This window comes from Streptomyces sp. NPDC053665, assembly GCF_055585285.1.
Genome location: NZ_JBVJKK010000003.1, coordinates 379,296 through 398,209, shown reverse-complemented (window position 1 = coordinate 398,209; position 18,914 = coordinate 379,296). Strand labels below are relative to the sequence as shown.

At 74.4% G+C, this 18,914-nt stretch carries 18 protein-coding genes; 7 read left to right on the top strand and 11 right to left on the bottom strand.

Annotated features, from left to right (window positions below):
- Window positions 1-32 precede the first annotated feature (32 nt).
- Window positions 33-1,379 carry a DUF6716 putative glycosyltransferase gene (locus tag ACZ6ZN_RS14790; RefSeq protein WP_398106898.1) on the bottom strand — a complete coding sequence of 449 codons (1,347 nt, stop codon included), beginning with the start codon at window positions 1,377-1,379 and terminating at the stop codon, window positions 33-35.
- Window positions 1,380-1,577: 198 nt separating this feature from the next.
- Here ACZ6ZN_RS14790 and ACZ6ZN_RS14785 point away from each other — a divergent pair, with 198 nt between their 5' ends.
- The 4 genes from ACZ6ZN_RS14785 to ACZ6ZN_RS14770 all read left to right on the top strand — a co-directional run bounded on the left by ACZ6ZN_RS14785 (window position 1,578) and on the right by ACZ6ZN_RS14770 (window position 6,239).
- Complete coding sequence (locus tag ACZ6ZN_RS14785) at window positions 1,578-2,564, top strand: glycosyltransferase family 2 protein (RefSeq protein ID WP_469646246.1); 987 nt, start codon at window positions 1,578-1,580, stop codon at window positions 2,562-2,564.
- Window positions 2,564-3,895 carry an alpha-2,8-polysialyltransferase family protein gene (locus ACZ6ZN_RS14780; RefSeq protein WP_469646244.1) on the top strand — a complete coding sequence of 444 codons (1,332 nt, stop codon included), beginning with the start codon at window positions 2,564-2,566 and terminating at the stop codon, window positions 3,893-3,895. Before ACZ6ZN_RS14785 ends, ACZ6ZN_RS14780 begins: the two co-directional genes overlap by 1 nt.
- A 178-nt stretch (window positions 3,896-4,073) precedes the next feature.
- Window positions 4,074-5,228 (top strand): acyltransferase family protein, encoded by a 1,155-nt coding sequence (locus tag ACZ6ZN_RS14775; protein ID WP_398106901.1) that lies wholly within the window; start codon window positions 4,074-4,076, stop codon window positions 5,226-5,228.
- A gap of 63 nt (window positions 5,229-5,291) precedes the next feature.
- Window positions 5,292-6,239: a class I SAM-dependent methyltransferase gene (locus ACZ6ZN_RS14770; RefSeq protein WP_469646239.1), complete on the top strand. Its 948-nt coding sequence runs from the start codon at window positions 5,292-5,294 to the stop codon at window positions 6,237-6,239.
- On the opposite strand, the gene ACZ6ZN_RS14765 is transcribed toward ACZ6ZN_RS14770, so the two are convergent.
- Window positions 6,234-6,884, bottom strand: a complete 651-nt coding sequence (locus tag ACZ6ZN_RS14765) for a TetR/AcrR family transcriptional regulator (protein WP_451876606.1) — start codon at window positions 6,882-6,884, stop codon at window positions 6,234-6,236. The two genes, ACZ6ZN_RS14770 and ACZ6ZN_RS14765, sit on opposite strands and share 6 nt — an antisense overlap.
- A gap of 75 nt (window positions 6,885-6,959) precedes the next feature.
- Here ACZ6ZN_RS14765 and ACZ6ZN_RS14760 point away from each other — a divergent pair, with 75 nt between their 5' ends.
- Entirely contained in the window at window positions 6,960-8,363 is a 1,404-nt protein-coding gene (locus tag ACZ6ZN_RS14760; protein WP_469646237.1) for an FAD-dependent oxidoreductase, read from the top strand.
- Window positions 8,364-8,564: 201 nt separating this feature from the next.
- On the opposite strand, the gene leuE is transcribed toward ACZ6ZN_RS14760, so the two are convergent.
- Complete coding sequence (gene leuE / locus ACZ6ZN_RS14755; RefSeq protein ID WP_398106905.1) at window positions 8,565-9,215, bottom strand: leucine efflux protein LeuE; 651 nt, start codon at window positions 9,213-9,215, stop codon at window positions 8,565-8,567.
- Between the two features lie 62 nt (window positions 9,216-9,277).
- Window positions 9,278-10,858, bottom strand: coding sequence for an acyl-CoA mutase large subunit family protein (locus ACZ6ZN_RS14750; RefSeq protein WP_469646233.1), 1,581 nt, complete (start codon window positions 10,856-10,858; stop codon window positions 9,278-9,280).
- Window positions 10,859-10,982: 124 nt separating this feature from the next.
- On the opposite strand from ACZ6ZN_RS14750, the gene ACZ6ZN_RS14745 reads away from it, so the two are divergent.
- A complete protein-coding gene (locus tag ACZ6ZN_RS14745; protein WP_451876603.1) occupies window positions 10,983-11,834 on the top strand; it encodes a L,D-transpeptidase family protein in 852 nt (283 codons plus the stop codon).
- Between the two features lie 157 nt (window positions 11,835-11,991).
- Here the strand turns inward: ACZ6ZN_RS14745 and ACZ6ZN_RS14740 are convergent, their stop codons facing one another.
- From ACZ6ZN_RS14740 to ACZ6ZN_RS14725, 4 genes are all read right to left on the bottom strand, one after another.
- The gene (locus ACZ6ZN_RS14740; protein WP_469646230.1) at window positions 11,992-13,155 is read right to left on the bottom strand and encodes a hypothetical protein; all 1,164 of its coding nucleotides are present in this window, start codon (window positions 13,153-13,155) and stop codon (window positions 11,992-11,994) included.
- On the bottom strand, window positions 13,155-13,829 hold the full coding sequence (locus ACZ6ZN_RS14735; RefSeq protein ID WP_398106909.1) for an RNA polymerase sigma factor: 675 nt from the start codon (window positions 13,827-13,829) through the stop codon (window positions 13,155-13,157). Before ACZ6ZN_RS14735 ends, ACZ6ZN_RS14740 begins: the two co-directional genes overlap by 1 nt.
- A 350-nt stretch (window positions 13,830-14,179) precedes the next feature.
- On the bottom strand, window positions 14,180-14,998 hold the full coding sequence (locus tag ACZ6ZN_RS14730; protein ID WP_469646226.1) for a hypothetical protein: 819 nt from the start codon (window positions 14,996-14,998) through the stop codon (window positions 14,180-14,182).
- Between the two features lie 144 nt (window positions 14,999-15,142).
- Window positions 15,143-15,760: an RNA polymerase sigma factor gene (locus ACZ6ZN_RS14725; RefSeq protein ID WP_469646223.1), complete on the bottom strand. Its 618-nt coding sequence runs from the start codon at window positions 15,758-15,760 to the stop codon at window positions 15,143-15,145.
- 216 nt (window positions 15,761-15,976) lie between these two features.
- Between ACZ6ZN_RS14725 and ACZ6ZN_RS14720 the strand changes: the two genes are divergently transcribed.
- Entirely contained in the window at window positions 15,977-17,152 is a 1,176-nt protein-coding gene (locus ACZ6ZN_RS14720) for an N-acetylmuramoyl-L-alanine amidase (RefSeq protein ID WP_469646221.1), read from the top strand.
- Here ACZ6ZN_RS14720 and ACZ6ZN_RS14715 read toward each other — a convergent pair.
- The 3 genes from ACZ6ZN_RS14715 to ACZ6ZN_RS14705 form a co-directional block, all read right to left on the bottom strand.
- Window positions 17,149-17,568 (bottom strand): hypothetical protein, encoded by a 420-nt coding sequence (locus tag ACZ6ZN_RS14715; protein WP_469646218.1) that lies wholly within the window; start codon window positions 17,566-17,568, stop codon window positions 17,149-17,151. The two genes, ACZ6ZN_RS14720 and ACZ6ZN_RS14715, sit on opposite strands and share 4 nt — an antisense overlap.
- A 177-nt stretch (window positions 17,569-17,745) precedes the next feature.
- A complete protein-coding gene (locus ACZ6ZN_RS14710) occupies window positions 17,746-18,300 on the bottom strand; it encodes a hypothetical protein (RefSeq protein ID WP_469646217.1) in 555 nt (184 codons plus the stop codon).
- 107 nt (window positions 18,301-18,407) lie between these two features.
- The gene (locus tag ACZ6ZN_RS14705) at window positions 18,408-18,914 is read right to left on the bottom strand and encodes a hypothetical protein (protein WP_469646213.1); all 507 of its coding nucleotides are present in this window, start codon (window positions 18,912-18,914) and stop codon (window positions 18,408-18,410) included.

The following is an 18,914-nucleotide window of genomic DNA, read 5'->3' as shown; positions in this document are numbered from 1 at the left end:
TTCAGCTCCTTGACGTGGGGCGGGGCGGCGGCTCACAGCTCGCCCATCCGCCGGATGACGGGGGCCACGCGCTGCACGCCGTGCCGGTAGGCGCCGCGGGCCGCCCGGCGCACGATCTGCCGGACCGGTCCGGGCTCCCGGTCGGCGGTGGGCGCTCCGGGCAGGGGCGCGCCGTCGGGGCCGAGGTGGTGGCGGGCGAGGACGCCGGGCAGGTAGCCGGGCGCGGTGGCGGGGGTGTAGTACGGCGCGAGCGGGGGCAGCCCGCCGGGCCGGCCGAGCAGCTCGGCGATGCGTTCCCGGGCGGTGTCGAAGGCGGTGCCGTACGAACCGTCCGCCCGCACGCCCTGGCGGGCCACCCACTCCTCGTCGGGGACGGGCCGGTGCCCGGCGTCGAGCTGGTCCCAGGAGGCGAGGCAGCCGGAGCCGACGAAGTGGTGGTTGCCGAGCGACTCGCGCACGCCGAGGTCGGTGAGGACGACGGTCGGGATGCGGCGGTGCAGCGACTCCAGGGCGGCCGTGGAACTGACCGTCACCAGCAGGTCGGTGCGGTCCAGAACCTCGCCCATGTTGCCGTACACCAGGCGGAAGTTGTCCGGCGCGTCGAGCCGCTGCACCAGCTTCTGGTACGGCAGCTCCTCGATGTGGGTGGTGTGTTCGCCCGGCTTGGAGCGCAGCTTCAGCAGGACCTCGCGCCCGGGGTGCCGGCGGGCGTGCCGCACCAGCCGGTCCAGCAGGTAGGTACGGTCCCGGCGGCTGTCGGGCACCGAGGGCTGGGCGGCGAAGACGACCCGGTAGGGGTCGTGCTCCCCGGCGTAGGGCGCGCCGCCCAGGAACGGCAGGGCGACCTCGGTGACCGACGCGGCGTCGGCGCCCACTCCCGCGTAGACGGCGCGGAAGCGGTCCGCGTCCTGGCGGGAGTTGGCGAGGACCAGGTCGGCTCCGTGCCGCAGCAGCAGGCCGTCGGCGAGCTTCTCGTAGACGACGCCCACGTAACCGGTGACGACGACGGGACGCGAGGTGCGGTCCGACCAGGCGTGCCGCAGGCCGTGCAGCATCGCCTGCACACCGCCGCCGACGAGCGCGAGGACCAGCACGTCGTAGGTCTCCTCGCCCATGACGCGCAGGAACTCGGCCGCGGTGACCTCCCGCAGGGAGTCGGCGCTCACACCCACTTCGCGCAGCTGGCGCGGGGTGGGTGTGGCCCGGCCGCGCAGCAGGAACCCGTCGAGGACGGGTCCGGGTTGCGCGGCCCGGTCCCCTGCGGTTTCCATGGACGGTCCGGGGACGATGCGGTGCGCGGTGAGGGCACCCCATTTCCATCGGGTGTCGGAGTCCGCGAGAACCGCGATACGCGGTCGCTTCGGTGTACTTGCTGGCACGTCGATGACGCTAGGAAGCGAATCCGAGGTACGGCGGAACCGGGACTCAACGAAAAGTTAACAACACCCCACCGCGAGCCGAACTGGCCCGCCGGAAAGCGGGAAGTACACGGGGTGCACCGTTCTGACACATGGAGTTCACCCGGTGTACGCGCATCGGAAAGTTGCCCTGCCGGGCGGCCTCCTAACGTTTTGCGGGTGCCTAAGCTTTCCGTGATCGTGCCGTTCTACAACGTGCAGCAATATGCCCCGGACACCCTCAGAAGCCTTCGGCTGAACGCCGATCGGGATTTCGAGTTCGTCCTGGTCGACGACCATTCGAAGGACGAGACCCCGGCCATTTTGGAACGGGCCGCCGAGGAGCTCTCGGATGTCGCGCAGGTGCGTTACATCCGACACGAGCGCAACGGGGGTCTGGCCACCGCCCGCAACACCGGACTGGACGCGGCTCAGGGCGAGTACCTGACGTTCCTGGACGGCGACGACTGGCTGGCCCCCGGTTACCTCACCGAACTGGTGTCCGCCATGGACCGGTTGGGCTGCGACTTCGTGCGCACCGACCATGTCCAGGCCACCGCGCGCGCCCGGTCCGTGCACCGGGTGCCGGTCGGGCGCCGCTGGGAGGCGTTCGACCCGCGCGAGGCGATCCTGCCCGCGCACCGCTCCACCTCCGTGGACTACGCGTACGCGTGGGCCGGCGCCTACCACCGGCGCCTGGTGGACCGGGGTTTGCTCCACTTCACCGACGGGCTGCGCACGGCCGAGGACCGGCCGTGGATCTGGAAACTGCACCGGGAGGCGCAGTCGTTCGCCGTGGTGAGCCTGCTGGGCGTGTTCTACCGGCGGGGGGTCGCCTCGTCGCTCACCCAGATCGGTGACGTCCGCCAGCTCGACTTCATCCGCGCCTTCGACCAGGTGATCGAGGAGACGGCCCGGGACCGCGAGGCGGACCGGCTGCTGCCCAAGGCGGTGCGGACCTACTGCGCGATCATCGCCCACCACCTGTCCCAGGAGGACCGGTTCGAGCCGTCCGTGGCCCGGCAGTTGCGCTCGATGAGCGCGGCGGCCGTCAGGCGGATGCCGCAGGACGCGCTCACCGACGCACTGGAGGCCATGGACATGGACCGCTCTGCCCGACTGCGGCGTCTGCGCCGCCGGGTCACCACGACGGGAGCGGCCGCCTGATGCCCGGGACCACCCAGATCTTCTGCGCCTCGACGCTGTACGGCGTCGCCACCCTGGCCGCCGCGATCGACTCCGACCTCTTCGAGGAGCCGGACCGCCGGGTGCTGCTGGTGTTCAACAACTCCGCGACCCCGGAGGTCACCCCGGCCCTCGACGAGATGCCGGGCTTCGAGCCGCTGCGCTCGCACTTCGACGAGGTGCTGTCCTGGAACGAGGCCATCCGCCCCTTCCACCCCGGGGCGTGGGCGCCGCGCGCCGACGACGTCCCCCTGTTCGAGCGCCATCTGCGGCTCCTGTGGGGCCTCGGCGACGACCGGGTCAGCCTGGTCCTGGAGTCCCTCCAGGTCGCACCGGCGCTGACGGTGGCCCAGCTGTTCACCGACGCCCCCGTGGACGTCTACGCCGACGGCCTGATGAGCTACGGCCCCACGCGCAACAAGCTCGACCCGCTGGTCGGCACGCGGGTGCGGCGGCTGCTGCACCTCGACCTGGTGCCGGGCCTGACACCGATGCTGCTCACCGAGTTCGGCGTGCCCGCCCGCCTGGTGCCGACGCCCGCCTTCCTCAAGGTGCTCGGCGAGGTCGCCGCGGCCGCCCCCGGGCTGCCGGAGGTGCCCGGCGACGCGGCGCTGCTGCTGGGCCAGTACCTGTCGGCGCTGGACATCCTCTCCGCCGAGGAGGAGGAGGACCTGCACGTGCGGATGCTGCGGGGCGCCGTCGCCCGCGGCCACCGCACGGTCGTCTTCAAGCCCCACCCGACCGCCCCGGCCCGCTACAGCCGCGCCCTGGAGACCGAGGCCGGCGAACTCGGCGTGGAGCTCACGGTGCTGGACACCCCCGTCCTCGCCGAGGTCCTCTTCGACCGCGCCCGCCCGGCCCTGGTCGTCGGCTGCTTCTCGACGGCGCTGTTCACCGCCTCCGCCTTCTACGACCTGCCGGTCGCCCGCGTCGGCACCGAGCTGCTGCTGGAGCGGCTGACGCCCTACCAGAACAGCAACCGCGTCCCCACCACGCTGGCGGACGCGGCCCTGCCGGACCTGGACGACGCGCACGATGGTGATGTCCTGCCGGCGGAGCGGCTGCCCGGACTCCTCACGGCCGTCGGTTTCACGATGCAGCCGCAGATCTACCCCGACCTGCGCCCGCAGGCGGAACAGTTCCTGGCCCGTCATCTCGGACCGCGCACCCGGCGCTATTTCAAGAAGCGCCGGCTCACCGCGCTCGGCCTGCCCGGCGGAATTCCGCAGCGGCTGGCGTTTCTCCCGCGCAATTCCACGGCCCGCCGCGTCGTACGGCGGGCTCGGGCCCTGCGCAAGGCGGTCCGCGGCTGAATGCCGCGGGCCCCGGCGGTCCGCCCGGGCGACGTCCGGATGAACCCCTGGAAACGGACAGGCGAAGCCTGTCATCTTCGAACGTGATTGCGTCAATTCACGCCCTAGGGTGACAGGCGCCCTGCCCGCCTCCAGGCGGCTCAGGTAAGGACGGACGAGCCACACAAAGGTTTCCAGCGTGACCGAGACGGTCGTCAGCACCCGCCGGCCCCGGCCCACCGCCGCGAGCCCGGCCGAACCACCGGGCGTCCCGCTCGCCCCGCGGCGCCGCGAGCGGTCCGGGGGCCGGCTGCGCGCCCTGGACGGACTGCGGCTGCTGGCCGCCCTGATGGTGGCGGCGTACCACTACGGCGGGCGCGACGGCGAGATCGCACGGGCCTGGGGCACCTCGCCGAAGGAGCAGTTCCCCACCCTGCACGAGTACTTCGCCTACGGCTGCCTCGGTGTGCAGGTGTTCTTCGTGATCAGCGGGTTCGTGATCTGCATGAGCGGCTGGGGCCGGCCGCTGACGTCGTTCTTCGCCTCCCGCGCCTCCCGGCTGCTGCCCGCCTACTGGGTGGCGGTGCTGCTCGTGACGGCGGTGTTCGCCCTGCCGGTGGTCGCCTACCGGGCGGTGTCGCCGAGCGACGCGCTCGTGAACCTGACGATGTTGCAGACGCCCCTCGGTGTGGACCGGGTGCTCGGGGTGTGCTGGACGCTGTGGGCGGAGGTCCGCTTCTACGCCCTGTTCGCCCTGTGCGTCGTGCTGCCCGGGGCCACCCGCCGCCGGGTGATCATGTTCTGCGCCGGCTGGACGCTGGCGGCGGCGATCGCCGACAACGCGCACCTTCCGCTGCTCGACATCGTCGCGATGCCGGAGTACGCCCCGTTCTTCGTCGGCGGTGTCGGCCTCTACCTGGTCCACCTCGACCGGCGGGACGTGTACGGCTGGGGCATCGTCGCCGTCTCCTGGGCGATCGGGCAGCACCACGCGGTGCAGGGGCTGTGGCACGCGCCGGACGCGGGCGGCTTCTCCCACCGCACCTCGCTCGGGATCGTCCTCGTCGTCACCGTCGGCTTCCTCGCCGTCGCGGCGATCGCCCTGGGTCTGCTGAACCGGGTGAACTGGCGCTGGCTGACGGTGGCGGGGGCGCTGACGTACCCCTTCTACCTCGTGCACGAGCACCTCGGCTGGGTGGTGGTGCAGGCACTCCACCAAGGGCTGCGTCTGCCATCAGGGGTGACCTTCGGGCTGACGGTGCTCTCAATGCTGCTGCTGGCGTGGCTGCTGAACAAGTATGTGGAGGAACCGCTGACACCACGGCTGCGGGCCGCTCTGGCCAAGGGCCGCTGAGCTGTCCACGGGACGTTCACCCATCCGCCGGTTCGGGCACCGCCCGGGGAGAAGGCTCGCCTCATGACCAACGCACAAGCCCCCACCGACCAGCACCCCGGCGAACTGGCCGACGTGCCCGGCTGGTTCCCGGCGCTGGACCAGATGCTGTTCACCTGGTTCCTGGAGCGGCAGCGCGCGCGGGGCGACCGGGGCGACCTGCTGGAACTGGGCGTGTACCTGGGCAAGAGCGCGATCCTGCTCGGCCGGCACCTCGGCGAGGACGAGACCTTCACCGTCTGCGACCTGTTCGAGGGCGAGGCCCCGGACGGCGCCAACCAGGTGGAGACGGCCCAGTCGTACGCCACGCTCACCCGCCAGGCGTTCGAGCGGAACTACCTCTCCTTCCACGACAGCCTGCCGGCCGTCATCGCGGCCCCCAGCTCCGTGGTGACCGAGCGGGTCGCCCCCGGCTCCTGCCGGTTCGTGCACATCGACGCCTCGCACCTGTACGAGCACGTGCACGGCGACATCGGGGCGGCGCGCGAGCTCCTCCAGCCGGGCGGCGTCGTCGTCCTGGACGACTTCCGCTCCGAGCACACCCCGGGCGTCTCCGCCGCCGCCTGGGAGGCCGTCCTGAACCGGGGGCTGAACCCCGTCTGCCTGAGCACCCAGAAGATGTACGGCACCTGGGGCGACCCCGAGCCGCTCCAGGAGGAGCTGCTCGCCATGCTGCGGGAGCGCACGGACTGCTCGGTGAGCGTGCAGCAGGCGGCCGGCCACCGGCTGGTGCGGGCCCGGTCCCGGGGCATGAAGCCGCCCGCCTTCCCGACCTCCCGGCACTACGTGGCGCCGGTCCCGGCGCAGGCCCCGGCCCCGGCGGCACCCGAGCCCCCGGCTGCCGCGCGCCCCGCCCGGCCCGTGCCCTCCCGGGCCCGCCGGCTCGCCAGGGACCTGCTTCCGCCGCTGGTCACCCGCGCCGTGCGGCGGGCCCGCGGGCGGGGGAAGCGGGGAGCGGCCGCGGTGTCATGAGACGCCGTAGCGGGCCGCGATCCCGTCGACGACGAGGGCCAGGCCCTCCTCGAAGTGGCGTCCGTAGTCCTCGAAGATCTCCGCGCCCGCCCGGGCCGACAGCGGGAAGTCGGCCAGCAGGCGGGCGCGTTCGTCCATGTCGTAGCCCTCGCGGCGTTCGCCGGGCAGGGGGTGCACGCCCTGCTCCTCGGTGACGAACCCGAGGGTGTACAGGTAGACCGTGGTGAACGCGCGGGCCGCCTGCGGGAGCGTGAACCCGGCGGCCGTGAGCAGGCGCAGGTTGTCCTCCATCTGCGCGGCGTGCACGATGCCGGTGAAGCGCGAGCCGCTGAACACCTTCGCGCCGTCCCGGTAGCCCAGCAGGGCCGTGCGCAGCCCGCGGTTGGCCTTCACCAGCCGCTCCCTCCAGGTGTCGGCGGGATCGAGCGCGGTGTCCGCGACCATCCGCCGGTACATCTCCGTCGCCATCTCGTCGAGCAGCGCCTGCTTGTCCCGGAAGTGCCAGTAGAGGGCGGGCGCCTTCACGTCCAGTTCCCGGGCGATGGCGCGCAGGCTCAGGCCGTCCAGGCCCACCTCGTTCAGCAGCCGCAGGGCGGTGTCCGCGACCCGGCGGCGGTCCAGCGGCGGGCGTCGTTCCGTACTCACGCTTGACAACTTAACACCGTTAAGGCGACCCTCGTGGGCACAGCGGCACTTAACAGCGTTAAGGAGTGGGTGGCGATGGAGACGGACGTCCTGGTGGTGGGGGCCGGCCCGACCGGGCTGGCGCTCGGCGTCGACCTGGCCCGGCGGGGGGTGTCCGCGCTGGTCGTGGAACGGGCGGGGACGCTCTTCCCCGGCTCGCGGGGCAAGGGACTGCAACCGCGGACGATGGAGGTGTTCGACGATCTGGGGGTGCTCGGCGCGATCCGCGCCGCGGGCGGCCCCTACCCGGTCGGGATGGTCTGGCAGGACGGCCGGCGCGCGGGCGAGCACCGGATGTTCGAGCCTGCCGAGCCGAGCGAGGAGGCGCCCTACGACGAGCCGTGGATGGTGCCCCAGTGGCGGACGCAGGAGATCCTGCACGCGCGGCTGGAGGAACTGGGCGGGCGGGTGGCCTTCGGCCGGGAGCTGACCGGTCTGACGCAGGACGCGGCCGGGGTCCGCGCGGTCTTCGCCTCGGGCGCGGACGTCACCGCGCGGTACGCGGTCGCGGCCGACGGCGGCCGGTCGGCCGTCCGGCGGCTGCTCGGCATCGCCATGACCGGCGAGACCCTCGACCCGCACCCGACGCTCGTGGCCGACGTGCGGATCAGCGGCCTGGACCGGGACAACTGGCACCTCTTCCCGCCGCGCGGCCCGGGCGACGGCTTCCTGGCGATCTGCCCGCTGGCCGGCACGGAGGACTTCCAGCTGGTGGCCGAGTTCCCGGACGGGTCCGCCCCGGACCTGTCCGTCGAAGGGCTGCGGAAGGTCGTCGCCGCGCGCTCCCACCTCGCGCCGGAGGCGGTGACGCAGGTGCGCTGGGCCTCGGACTTCCGGCCCCGGGCCGCCCTCGCGGACCGCTTCCGCTCCGGGCGGGTCTTCCTCGCCGGGGACGCGGCCCACGTGCACTCGCCGGCGGGGGGCCAGGGCCTCAACACCAGCGTGCAGGACGCCTACAACCTGGGCTGGAAGCTGGGCGCGGTGCTGCGCGACGGCGCCGGACCGGATCTGCTGGACTCCTACGAGGCGGAACGCCGGCCCGTCGCCGCGGACATGCTCGGGCTGTCCACCCGCGTGCACCGGGGCGAGACCCGGCGCGGCGGGGCCACCCGGCAGCTCTCCCTGGGCTACCCCGACTCGCCGCTCACCCGGGAGACCCGGACCGACCCGGGCCCCCTGCGGGCCGGGGACCGGGCACCCGACGGGCGGGTGGACGGCGTGCGGCTCTTCGACGCCTTCCGCGGCCCGCACTGGACCCTGCTGGCCCTGGGCGGCGCCGAGGCCCCCGGCCCCACCCCCCGGATCCGGGTCGTCCGGGGCTCCGCACCGGCGGCGTACGGCCCGGGTCTGTACCTCGTCAGGCCGGACGGCTACGTCGGCTGGGCGGGCACCACGGCGGCCGGGCTCACGGACTACCTGGCCACCGTGGGCCTGCGCTAGGGCCTGTCGTTCGGATCACGCCGCAGACGCGGGTCCTGGCACGCACACCTGCCACGTTGTCGTCGGTCACCGACGCTCCGCGTCGACTCCCTCCTCCGCCTTGCAGCTGCACGCACCAGGCCCCGCTCACCGGCGCTGACCAGTGCTGCGGATGCCCTGCGCCGTGATCCGAACAACAGGCCCTGGACCGGCCGGCCGGTCTCAGCCGCTCGCGAGGGACAGCTTCACCGCGAAGCCCAGGAACAGCGCGCCCGCCGCCGAGGTCGCCCCCGCCGACAGGCGCCTGCGGCGGCGGAAGGCGGCGGCCAGCCGGGTGCCGCCGAAGATCAGCGCGCTGAGGTACAGCACGCTGGCGAGCTGGGCCAGGATCCCGAGGACGACGAACGACAGCGCGGGATGGGCGTACCCCGGGTCCACGAACTGCACGAAGAAGGCGACGAAGAACAGGATCGCCTTGGGGTTGATCAGGCTCACGACCAGGGCGCGGCGGAACGGCCGCTCCTCGGCGGGCACGGGCGTCGACGCCGTGGCGGCGGTCCGCTCGGCGCGGGTGCGCCACATGGCCCGGGCGGCCCGCAGCATGCCGACGGCGAGCCAGGTCAGGTAGCCGGCGCCCGCGTACTTGACGACGGCGAACAGCACGGCGTTGGCCTGGAGCAGCGAGGCGACGCCGGCCGCGGACAGCGTCATCAGCACCGCGTCGCCGCACCAGACGCCGGAGGCGGCGGTGTACCCGGCCCGCACGCCGCGGCGGGCGGCCACGGACAGCACGTACAGCGAGTTGGGGCCGGGGAGCAGGATGATCAGGGCGAGGCCCGCCAGGTAGGTGGGCAGATCGATGACACCGAACATGCGAAGGAGTGTCGCACGCGGGACGGGCGGTACGACATGCCGTTTCCCGCTCGGTCCTGGCCTCAGAAGGCGTCCGACGGGACGTGCGTGCCCCACACCTCGCGCAGGGCGTCGCAGACCTCGCCGACGGTGGCCCGGGCGCGCAGGGCGTCCTTCATCGGGTGGAGGAGGTTGTCCTCGCCCTCGGCGGTCTTCCTGAGGGCGGACAGGGCGGTGTGCACGGCCCGCCGGTCGCGTCCGGCGCGCAGCGCGGCGAGGCGTTCGGCCTGCCGGGCCTCGATGGCGGGGTCCACGCGGAGGGGTTCGTAGGGTTCCTCCTCGTCGAGCCGGAAGCGGTTGACCCCGACCACGACGCGTTCGCCGGAGTCGGTCTCCTGGCTGATGCGGTAGGCGTTGCGCTCGATCTCGTCCTTCTGCACGCCGCGTTCGATCGCCTCGACGGCGCCGCCCAGGTCCTCGACCCTGCGCATCAGGGCGAGGGCGGCCTCCTCGACGTCGTCGGTCATCCGCTCCACGGCGTAGGAGCCGGCGAAGGGGTCGACGGTGGCGGTGACGTCGGTCTCGTGGGCGAGGACCTGCTGGGTGCGCAGGGCCAGGCGGGCGCTCTTGTCGGTGGGCAGGGCGATGGCCTCGTCGAAGGAGTTGGTGTGCAGCGACTGGGTGCCGCCCAGCACGGCGGCCAGGCCCTGGACCGCGACGCGGACGAGGTTCACCTCGGGCTGCTGGGCCGTCAGCTGGACGCCGGCGGTCTGGGTGTGGAAGCGCAGCATGAGCGACTTCGGGTTCCTCGCACCGAACTCCTCGCGCATCAGGCGGGCCCAGATCCGGCGTGCGGCACGGAACTTGGCGACCTCCTCCAGCAGGGTCGTGCGGGCGACGAAGAAGAAGGACAGGCGCGGCGCGAAGTCGTCCACGTCCATCCCGGCCGCGAGGGCCGTGCGCACGTACTCGACGCCGTTGGCGAGGGTGAAGGCGATCTCCTGCGCGGGCGAGGCACCGGCTTCGGCCATGTGGTAGCCGGAGATGGAGATGGTGTTCCAGCGCGGCAGTTCCGTGTTGCAGTACCGGAAGATGTCGGCGGTGAGCCGGAGCGAGGGCCGGGGCGGGAAGATGTAGGTGCCGCGGGCGATGTACTCCTTGAGCACGTCGTTCTGGACCGTGCCGGTCAACTGCCCGCCGTGCACGCCCTGCTCCTCGGCCACCAGCTGGTACAGGAGCAGCAGCAGCGCCGCCGGGGCGTTGATCGTCATGGACGTGGAGACCTGGTCCAGGGGGATCCCGCCGAACAGCACCCGCATGTCGTCGATCGAGTCGACCGCCACGCCCACCTTGCCGACCTCGCCGTGCGCGAGGGGGGCGTCGGAGTCGTGGCCCATCTGGGTGGGCAGGTCGAAGGCGACCGACAGACCCGTCGTGCCGTGCGCGATCAGCTGCCGGTACCGCGCGTTGGACTCCGCCGCCGTCCCGAAGCCCGCGTACTGGCGCATCGTCCAGGGCCGGCCGGTGTACATCGTCGGGTAGACCCCCCGCGTGTACGGATAGGCCCCGGGCTCCCCCAGCCGCCGTGCCGGATCCCAGCCCTCCAGGGCCTGCGGCCCGTAGACCGGCTCGATCGGCAGACCCGACTCCGACTCGCGCGCCATGGTGCATTGCCTCCCGCTCAGCAGTGACCTCGCTCACCACCATGCCCCCTGGTTCGCGGCGGGTCACGCCCGGGGAACATCTCAGGTGACATCCGGGCACGGCGGCGGGACGACAGGGGGGCGCGTGCGTATCACGGGCAGGGGACGAGCCGTCGCGACGGCACTGGCCGCATCGGCCGCACTGGCCGCACTCACGAGCTGCACCGTGCAGACGCCCGCGGGCGAGGGCGGGCACCGCCCGCCGGTGCACGTCGAACCGCCCGGCGGCACCCCCTCCCCCACCCGCACGCCGGGCGGCGGGGACGGGACGCCGTCCGGCGCCGACGGCAAGCCGCGCACCCCGCCCCGCGTGCTGTGGTCCTACGGCGACACCGGCCGGGACGTCCGGGAACTCCAGGCGCGGCTGCGGCAGGTGGCGTGGCTGTTCGAGGGCCCGACCGGCACGTACGACGAGCGGACGCGGGAGGCGGTGAGCGGCTTCCAGGGCAAGCGCGGGCTGCCGCGCACGGGCCGGACCGACAGCGTCACCTGGCAGCGGCTGCGGGGGATGACCCGCGAGCCGGGCCGGTGGGACCTGTATCTGATGGGCGGCCAGCCCGCGGACCGGCCCGACCCGCGCTGCGCGACGGGGCGCGTGCTCTGCATCGACAAGACCAGCCGGACCCTGCGCTGGATGATCGACGGCCGGACGGTGTCGACGATGGCCGTCCGCTTCGGCTCGGAGTACACCCCGACCCGGGAGGGTGTCTTCTCCGTCTACTGGAAGTCCCGCCACCACGTGTCGACGCTGTACGACTCGCCCATGCCCTACGCGATGTTCTTCAGCGGCGGCCAGGCGGTGCACTTCTCGGCGGACTTCGCGGCCCGGGGCTACGCGGGCGCCTCGCACGGCTGCGTCAACGTCCGGGACGAGGCGGCGATCGCCGCGCTGTACGCACAGGTCCGCGACGGCGACAAGGTCGTCGTGTCCTGGTGAGGGGCGCGGGCGGAAGATGGGGCGCGGGCGGGACCGGGGGAACGTGTCCCGCCCGCGCTCAGGTGCACGAGCCGTAGGTACGGGGGGAACCCCGGCTCTGTGCGACAGCCGATGACCAGTCGGCTCACTCAGTACTGCGTCGCGGGCCGCAAAAACGTCACACCCTCGGCGAGGCGCCCTTCACGGTGTACGAAACCGCAGGTCGCAGCGGTGCGGGCGCGTACTGGGCCCGGCCGCCGTCCGCGCCGCCGGCCGACGGGTCGCGGTGGGCCGACGGCTTGTCGGCCCGGTCGGGCCCGTCCTGCCCGCGGCCCCGGTCGCGGTCCTGCCCGCGGTCGGGCTTGTTCCGCTCCCAGCCCGGGTGGCCGCCTTCGCCCTTGCCGGCGCCCTTGCCCGTGCCCTTGCCGGAGCCCGCGCCGTCGCCGTGGGCCGTGCCCTTGCCGTGGTCCGCGCCCGTGCCGTCGCCCTTGCCCGCGCCGTTGCCCTTGCCCGCGCCGTTGCGCCCGGCGGAGCCCCGGTCGGCTCCGGACAGGAGGCCCTTGCAGTACGTCCACACGCGGGTGCCGTCCGCCGCGTCGCGCAGGGCGCGGTGGCGGTGGTCGTCCAGGCGCTTGCCCTGGCGCAGGTCGCGGCAGGCCGAGGCGAGGACCTCGCGGTCCCCGCCGGACGGCCCGGGCCTCCCGCCGGGCTCCGGCTTCGCGGTCGAGCCGCCTCCCGCCTCGTGGCGTCCGGCGCCGCCGGTCGCGCCCGTCGGGCCGCCGCCGGGGGCGAGGCCGCCGGAGCCGGCGCCGCCCTGAGCGGCGTCGCTCGGCGAGGGCGACCCCGGCGGGCGCCCGGAGGAGGCGGCGCCGGCCGAGACCGAGGAGCCGGGGGCGGGATCGTCCCCGCCGAACGGCGTCAGCGCTCCGGTTCCGGCGGCCACCGCGACCCCGCCGACCATGCCGACGGCCAGCGCGGCGGCCAGCGCGAGGCGGGCGGGGCGCAGACGGCGGGGTCCGCGGGCGGCCGCGCCCGCGCGGGCGTGCCCGATGTGCACGAGCCCGGCGTCGGCGGACCCGGACGGCTCCCGGCCCGCGGCCGCGGCACCGGCCGCGTGCGCGTCGGCGCGCTCGGCACGGACCTTGCGGAAAGCGGCCACCGCAGCGGCCTCGCCCGGCAGTTCCTCACCGGCCGGCGGGGGTGCGGGGGACAGGGCTCCGAGGATCGCGGCGAGCCGTGCGGCCTCGTCCCGGCCGGCGCCGTCGACAGCCTCCGGTGGCTCTCCGCTCAGCAAACGCTCCGCCGTCTCGCGGTCCAGCCACCCGTACTGCTCGTCGGCCATCACACATCCTTCTGCGTCCGCGCGACGCCGTGCGTCACACCTGCGGACGTCACCGCACCGCCACGTGGTTCTCTCTGGGGCGGCAGGGCGTCGAGCACCCCCGCCGATTCCGGATCGGCCCGAGGGGCGTCACCGAGCAGCTCGGCGAGCCGCTTCAGGCCCCGGTGCGCGGCCGTGCGGACGGCGCCGGGCCGCTTGCCGAGCGTCTCGGCGGCGCTCTTGGCGTCGAGTCCCACCACCACACGCAGCACCACCGCCTCGGCCTGGTCCTGCGGCAGCCTGGATATCAGGGAGAACGTTCCGTCGGTGGCGAGGGCCTCGATGGCCTCGCCGGCCGTGTCGGACTCGGCGGCCCGGCCGGTCAGTTCGGTCTCGTCGCCGCCGATGGCGGGACGGCGCCCGCGCATCCGTATGTGGTCCAGCGCCCGGTTGCGGGCGATCCGGGCGGCCCAGCCGCGGAAGCGGTCCGCGTCGCCGGTGAACCGCTCCAGGTCGCGGGCTATCTGCAGCCACGCCTCGGAGGTGACGTCCTCGGCGTCGGGGTCGCCGACCAGCGTCCGTACGTATCCGAGCAGCCGCGGGTGCACGGTGCGGTACACGGTCCGGAACGCGGTCTCGTCCCCGTCCTGTGCCGCGCGCACCGCGGCGGTCAGCTCCGCGTCGTCCCCCAGCACCGCGCGCCCTTCTGCGCCTGATCCGGCGCCGCTCTCGCGGGCCGGGTTCTCGCCGTCGTGGTCGTCCGATTGATGCTTGCGGTCACAAGCCCGCAGGTGATTGCGGTGGTCCTGCCGCCTCCGCCCCTGGCGCGAATGGCACGTTACGACCTGAAACCACTCCCCGTCCATGTCCGCCGGAGATGCAACTAAGCCGTGACACGGCGGGGTGTGACAGAAACCGCACTCGGCGCGCTGTAGGGAGTACGGGCCGCCGCGCGGCCCGTGCCGCGCGACGGCCGGGGCCTCTCCTGTGGGGGGTGGCGGCCCCGGCCGTTGCCATCGGCATCGGCCGGACGGCGCGAAGTCCCTCAGGGTCGGCGGCCGTTGGACGGTGAGCGCTTGCCGTCGGAGCGGCCCTTGTCCGCCCCCTGGCCCGCTTCCCCGCCCGCCTTGCCGTCCGAGCCCTCGCCCGCGGCCGGGGAGCCCTGCGCACCGGGACGCTTGGTGGCAGGGGCGCCGCTCCGGCCGGGTTCGGCCCCGGACCCCCGTGCGGCGCAGTACGCCGTGACGTTCCTCTCACCGCCCGCGGCGTCGATCAGACGCTTCAGGGCCGTGCTCTCCATCGCCCGGCCGCTGCCCCCGGCCCGTTCGTAGGCGCGGCAGTGCGCCTCGATGTCCCGGGCGTCCGCGGCGTTGCCGCCCTTCCCCGTCCCCGCCGCCTCCCGGCCGGGTGTCCGGCCGGCCGGGGCCGAGCCGTCGCCCGGGTGCGGGGTGCGGGGGGTCCCGGGCGGGTGCGGGGCCGGGTCGCGCGGGGCGGCGCTGGAGGAGGGCGGCCGCTCGGGGGTGTCGTCCGGTCCGTCCGCCGAGCCGCCGGCCACGCCGATCGCCGCCACGGCGACCCCGCCCAGGGTGAGGCTGGCGAGCAGCACGGACAGCGTGGTCCGCAGGGAGCGTCCGAGCAGGCGCGGTCCCCCAGGGCTCCAGTCGTCGCGCCGCCGGCGGACGTGCCGGTGCGCGGCCCCGGCGTCCCGGGCGGCCCGGAAGGCGGCCACGGCCCGCTGCTCGGCCTCGGCGTCGACGCCGTCCCGGACGAGGCACGCGACGATCAGCGCCTCGACATCGGCCTCGAGGAGGGTGTGACGGGAACCACGGCCGGCAAGCCCGCCGTCGCTTCGCCGTTCACCCATGTCCGCCCCGCCTCTGCTCGATCCGCCCGACCCGGCCCACCCGGTCTCCTCCGTACGTCCCGCCGATCGGCCCTGTTCAGAGCCCCGCGGGGTGCGTGCGCCCGGAAGCCCGGGCCCGCCGGGTGGCGGAGCCCGGGGCTCCGCTCACGTCGACTCACCCAGCGTCCGCGGCGCCTCATCCGTCACACCCGGCGCGCCGAGCCGGCTCGCGAGCCGCTTCAGTCCCCGGTGGGCGGCCGTGCGCACGGCACCCGGCCGCTTGCCCAGGACGCGGGCGGCCGCCGGTCCGTCGAGACCGACCACCACGCGCAGCAGCACCGCCTCGGCCTGGTCGCGCGGCAGCCCGCGCACCAGCTCCAGGGCCCACTCGGTGGACAGGGCCTCCAGCGCCTGGTCGTGGGTGCTCTGCGGCCCGGGCAGGTCCAGCACGTCCTGCTCCAGCGCCGACGGCCGGGGCCGTACCCGCTGCCGGCGCAAGTGGTCCAGCGCCCGGTGCCGGGCGATGGTCGCCGTCCAGCCTCGGAAGCCCGCCCCGTCGCCCCGGAACCGCCCGAGGTCCCGGGCGATCTCCAGCCAGGCGTCGGACGCCACGTCCTCGGCGTCGTCCCCGACGAGCCCGCGCAGGTAGCCGAGCAGCCCGGGCTGCACCAGCCGGTAGGCCGTCGCGAAGGCGTCCTCGTCACCCTGCTGGGCCCGTGCGACGGCCGCGCCCAGTTCCCCGTCGTGCGCCTGCGCGCGCCGGGGTTCCGCTCCCTGACCCAAGTGACGTCCTCGTCCGTGCCGCGTGCGCGATCCTCACGGTGATCAGCGCCGGTGCGCGCGGAAGTGTCACAGCGCGTCAGGCTCCCGGGTCCCGCCCACCGTTCGGGTCAATCCGACCCGCCGTCCTCGGGAGCGCGCGGCCGGACAGGTTTGGTCCAAGTGACGTACCGGGGAGTGCTGCCCGCGATGCCACCGCCCACGAAAGGCGAGCGCCGTATGACCTCCCGCCTGCTGCCCACCGCGGTCGCCACCGCCCTGGCCCTCGGTGCCCTCGGTCTGGCCCAGCCCGCCCGGGCCGACGCCTCCGACGGGGTGCACACCGTCCGGGTGCCGGACGGTGACCCGCACGACCGGTCCCTCGCCCCGCGCACCACCGAACCGTTCAGCCTGCTCGGGGTCACCTGGGACGACCCGAAGGCGCAGCTGGAGGGCACCGCTCAGGTGCGCACCCGCTCCCGTCAGACGGGCGCGTGGAGCGCCTGGCACGCCCTGGACCTCGGCGTCCGGACCCCCGAGACGGGGCCCGACCGCGACCGCGCCGGGGTGCGCGGCGGCACCCAGCCGCTGTGGACCGGCCCCTCGGACGGGGTGCAGGTGCGGGTCTCGGGCACGGCGCTGCCGGAGGGGCTGCGCGTGGACCTGGTGGACCCGGCCGGCGGGACGGACGCCGTGCACACCGGGGCCGTCGACCCGGACGCCGTGCCCCCGGCCGCCGTGCCCCCGGCCGCCGGGGCACCCTCGGCGGAGCGCCCGGCGGTGACGTCCCGCTCCGCGTGGGGCGCCGACGAGTCCCTGGTGAAGGACCCGCCCACCTACACCGCCGACACGAAGGCGATCTTCGTGCATCACACGGCGGGCACCAACGACTACGCCTGCTCGGAGTCGGCGTCGATCGTGCGGGGCGTGTTCCTCTACCACGTGAAGAGCAACGGCTGGAACGACATCGGCTACCACTTCCTCGTCGACAAGTGCGGCACCGTCTTCGAGGGCCGCGCCGGAGGCATCGACAAGCCCGTCCTCGGCGCGCACACCTACGGCTTCAACACCGCCACCAGCAGCATCTCCGTGCTCGGGGACTACTCGACGGCGACCGCCGGCGCCGCGGTGCGCGAGTCGGTCGCCAAGGTCGCCGCCTGGAAGCTCGGCCTGTACGGCCTCGACCCGACCGGGACCGTGGTGCTCACGGCCGGGGCGGACAACGGCAAGTACAAGCTGGGCCAGCAGGTCACGATGCACCGCATCTCCGGTCACCGCGACGGCTATCCGACCGAGTGCCCCGGGCAGCATCTCTACGACGACCTGCCCGAGATCCGCACCCTGGCCGCGAACGCCGCCAAGCCGGCGGAACCGGCCCCGGCCGCCCTCGGCGGCGAGGGCCCGCCCGTCCGCTAGAACCGCCTGCTGCCGCCTGCCTGCCGCCGGGGCGCGGCACCCGCCGCGTCCCGGCACAGCAGCCGCAGCGAGCCGTGCCCGGACCAGCAGCGGCGGGCCTCGTCGATCGGGTCCCACAGGCGCCCGTCGGGCGTGCGGATCCAGTGCTCGCCGCCACTCGCCCACCACTCGGCGCCGCTCTGACGCGCCATCACCTCGCCGGCGTAGGCGCCGAAGCCGCGCAGCACCTCCTGCACCGCCGCGTAGGGCGCGCCCTCGCGCCGTATCTCCTCGATCATCCGGTCGATCCTCCACAGGCTCTGCGCCGAGTAGTCGAGGCGCAGTCGTGCTCCCTCGCGCATGGTCGCCACTGTGTCCGCCGCCCAGCGCACCGGCTTGGCCGCGGCGGAAGGCCTGGTCTCCGCTTGAGTCGTCACACTCGGGAAAGCGCTCGGGAGAACCGTTTCGTCACCCCGATCCGGCGGCTTTCCCGAAGCGGCGCAGGACCACCCCATGCCGTCCGGGGGACACTCACAGGACCCTTGCAGGAGCGGGGTTTGGGCCGGGCGGCGGCACGGGAGGGCGTTGCGCGGCAGGCCCTGGCCCGGCAGGCCCTAGCCCTGCTGCCGGTTGCGGCGCGACACCACCGCGCGCAGCACCCGGCGGCCCTCGACGGAGATCTCCAGGGCCCGGCGCAGCCCGGCCGGTCCGTGCCCGGCGAGGACCTCCAGCACGATGACCTGGCGGCGCAGTTCGGCGGCGACGAGCGGCGACATGCCGTCCGTACGCCCCTCGCGGCGCGCGTCGACCGAGCCGGCCTCGTCCTCGGCCGTGTCGAGGAGGCGGTGGATCTGCAGGGAGGCCACGGAGCAGGCGTCGGCCCACGCCCGGACCGGACCGCCCGACAGCTCGGCGGGGGCGTCCCGGAGCATCCGGTGGGCGAGCACGGCGGCCTCGTCGTCCGTGCCCGGGGCGTCCAGCTTCGCCCGGGTCTGCTCCAGCCGCTCGCCCCACTCACCGGTCCCGGCGGCCTCGGTGAGACTGGCCCACACCGGCCGCAGCACCTCGTCGTCACCGCCCAGCAGGGGCACGCACCGATCCAAACAAGCCAGTCCGCTCGCGGCCAGCCCGCGCTCGTCGGCCTGCGCGATCAACTCCACCAGACTCATCCACGCCTCCCTCCGCGGGCCTTCACCAGGGCCCTGCCAGGCCCTTCCCGGCCACACCCCTCACGGATCCCGCACTTCCCCTTACTGCGTGCAACGGACCGGGAGTGTCACAGGGGCACCACGCCCAGCCGGTCGAGGAAGCGGAAGAACAGGTTTTCGGCCAGGGGGTCGGGGTCCGCGGTCAGGACGTCGGCCACGGCCTCGGCGTCCACCTCGTGCCCGGCCTCGGCAGCCCAGCGGACGGCCCGTTCGGCCGCGTCGCGCGGCTCCAGGAAGTAGTCCTCCAGAGTGAGGCCCTCCCTGCCGCCGCCCAGGTACGCGGCCGTCGCGGACCGGGCGAGGCAGGTCGTCCAGCCCCCGCTCTGCGGGGCCGCTGCCTCCAGCACCACGCAGGCGCTGTCCATCACGTACCCGAACAGCGCGGGCGCGCCGGTCTCGCCGGCGAGGGCGTTCATGCTCCCCACGTCGCCCTCGCGGCTCGCGTACTCCCACACCTGCCATCCGCCCGGCGCCGACGCCCGCCGGGTCAGGGCGTCCCGCGCCCCCGACAGCGCGGTCGTTCCCGCCAGCGGCCGGTCCCCCCGGCCCACGACGAAGTAACCCCAGTAGCCCAT

Excerpts from the sequence above, each read along its gene's own strand:
- ACZ6ZN_RS14780 (WP_469646244.1), top strand. The coding sequence starts at position 2,564 with ATGCCCGGGACCACCCAGATCTTCTGCGCCTCGACGCTGTACGGCGTC.
- ACZ6ZN_RS14770 (WP_469646239.1), top strand. The coding sequence starts at position 5,292 with ATGACCAACGCACAAGCCCCCACCGACCAGCACCCCGGCGAACTGGCC.
- ACZ6ZN_RS14760 (WP_469646237.1), top strand. The coding sequence starts at position 6,960 with ATGGAGACGGACGTCCTGGTGGTGGGGGCCGGCCCGACCGGGCTGGCG.
- leuE (WP_398106905.1), bottom strand. The coding sequence starts at position 9,215 with ATGTTCGGTGTCATCGATCTGCCCACCTACCTGGCGGGCCTCGCCCTG.
- ACZ6ZN_RS14750 (WP_469646233.1), bottom strand. The coding sequence starts at position 10,858 with ATGGCGCGCGAGTCGGAGTCGGGTCTGCCGATCGAGCCGGTCTACGGG.
- ACZ6ZN_RS14740 (WP_469646230.1), bottom strand. The coding sequence starts at position 13,155 with ATGGCCGACGAGCAGTACGGGTGGCTGGACCGCGAGACGGCGGAGCGT.
- ACZ6ZN_RS14730 (WP_469646226.1), bottom strand. The coding sequence starts at position 14,998 with ATGGGTGAACGGCGAAGCGACGGCGGGCTTGCCGGCCGTGGTTCCCGT.
- ACZ6ZN_RS14720 (WP_469646221.1), top strand. The coding sequence starts at position 15,977 with ATGACCTCCCGCCTGCTGCCCACCGCGGTCGCCACCGCCCTGGCCCTC.
- ACZ6ZN_RS14710 (WP_469646217.1), bottom strand. The coding sequence starts at position 18,300 with ATGAGTCTGGTGGAGTTGATCGCGCAGGCCGACGAGCGCGGGCTGGCC.
- ACZ6ZN_RS14705 (WP_469646213.1), bottom strand. The coding sequence starts at position 18,914 with ATGGGCTACTGGGGTTACTTCGTCGTGGGCCGGGGGGACCGGCCGCTG.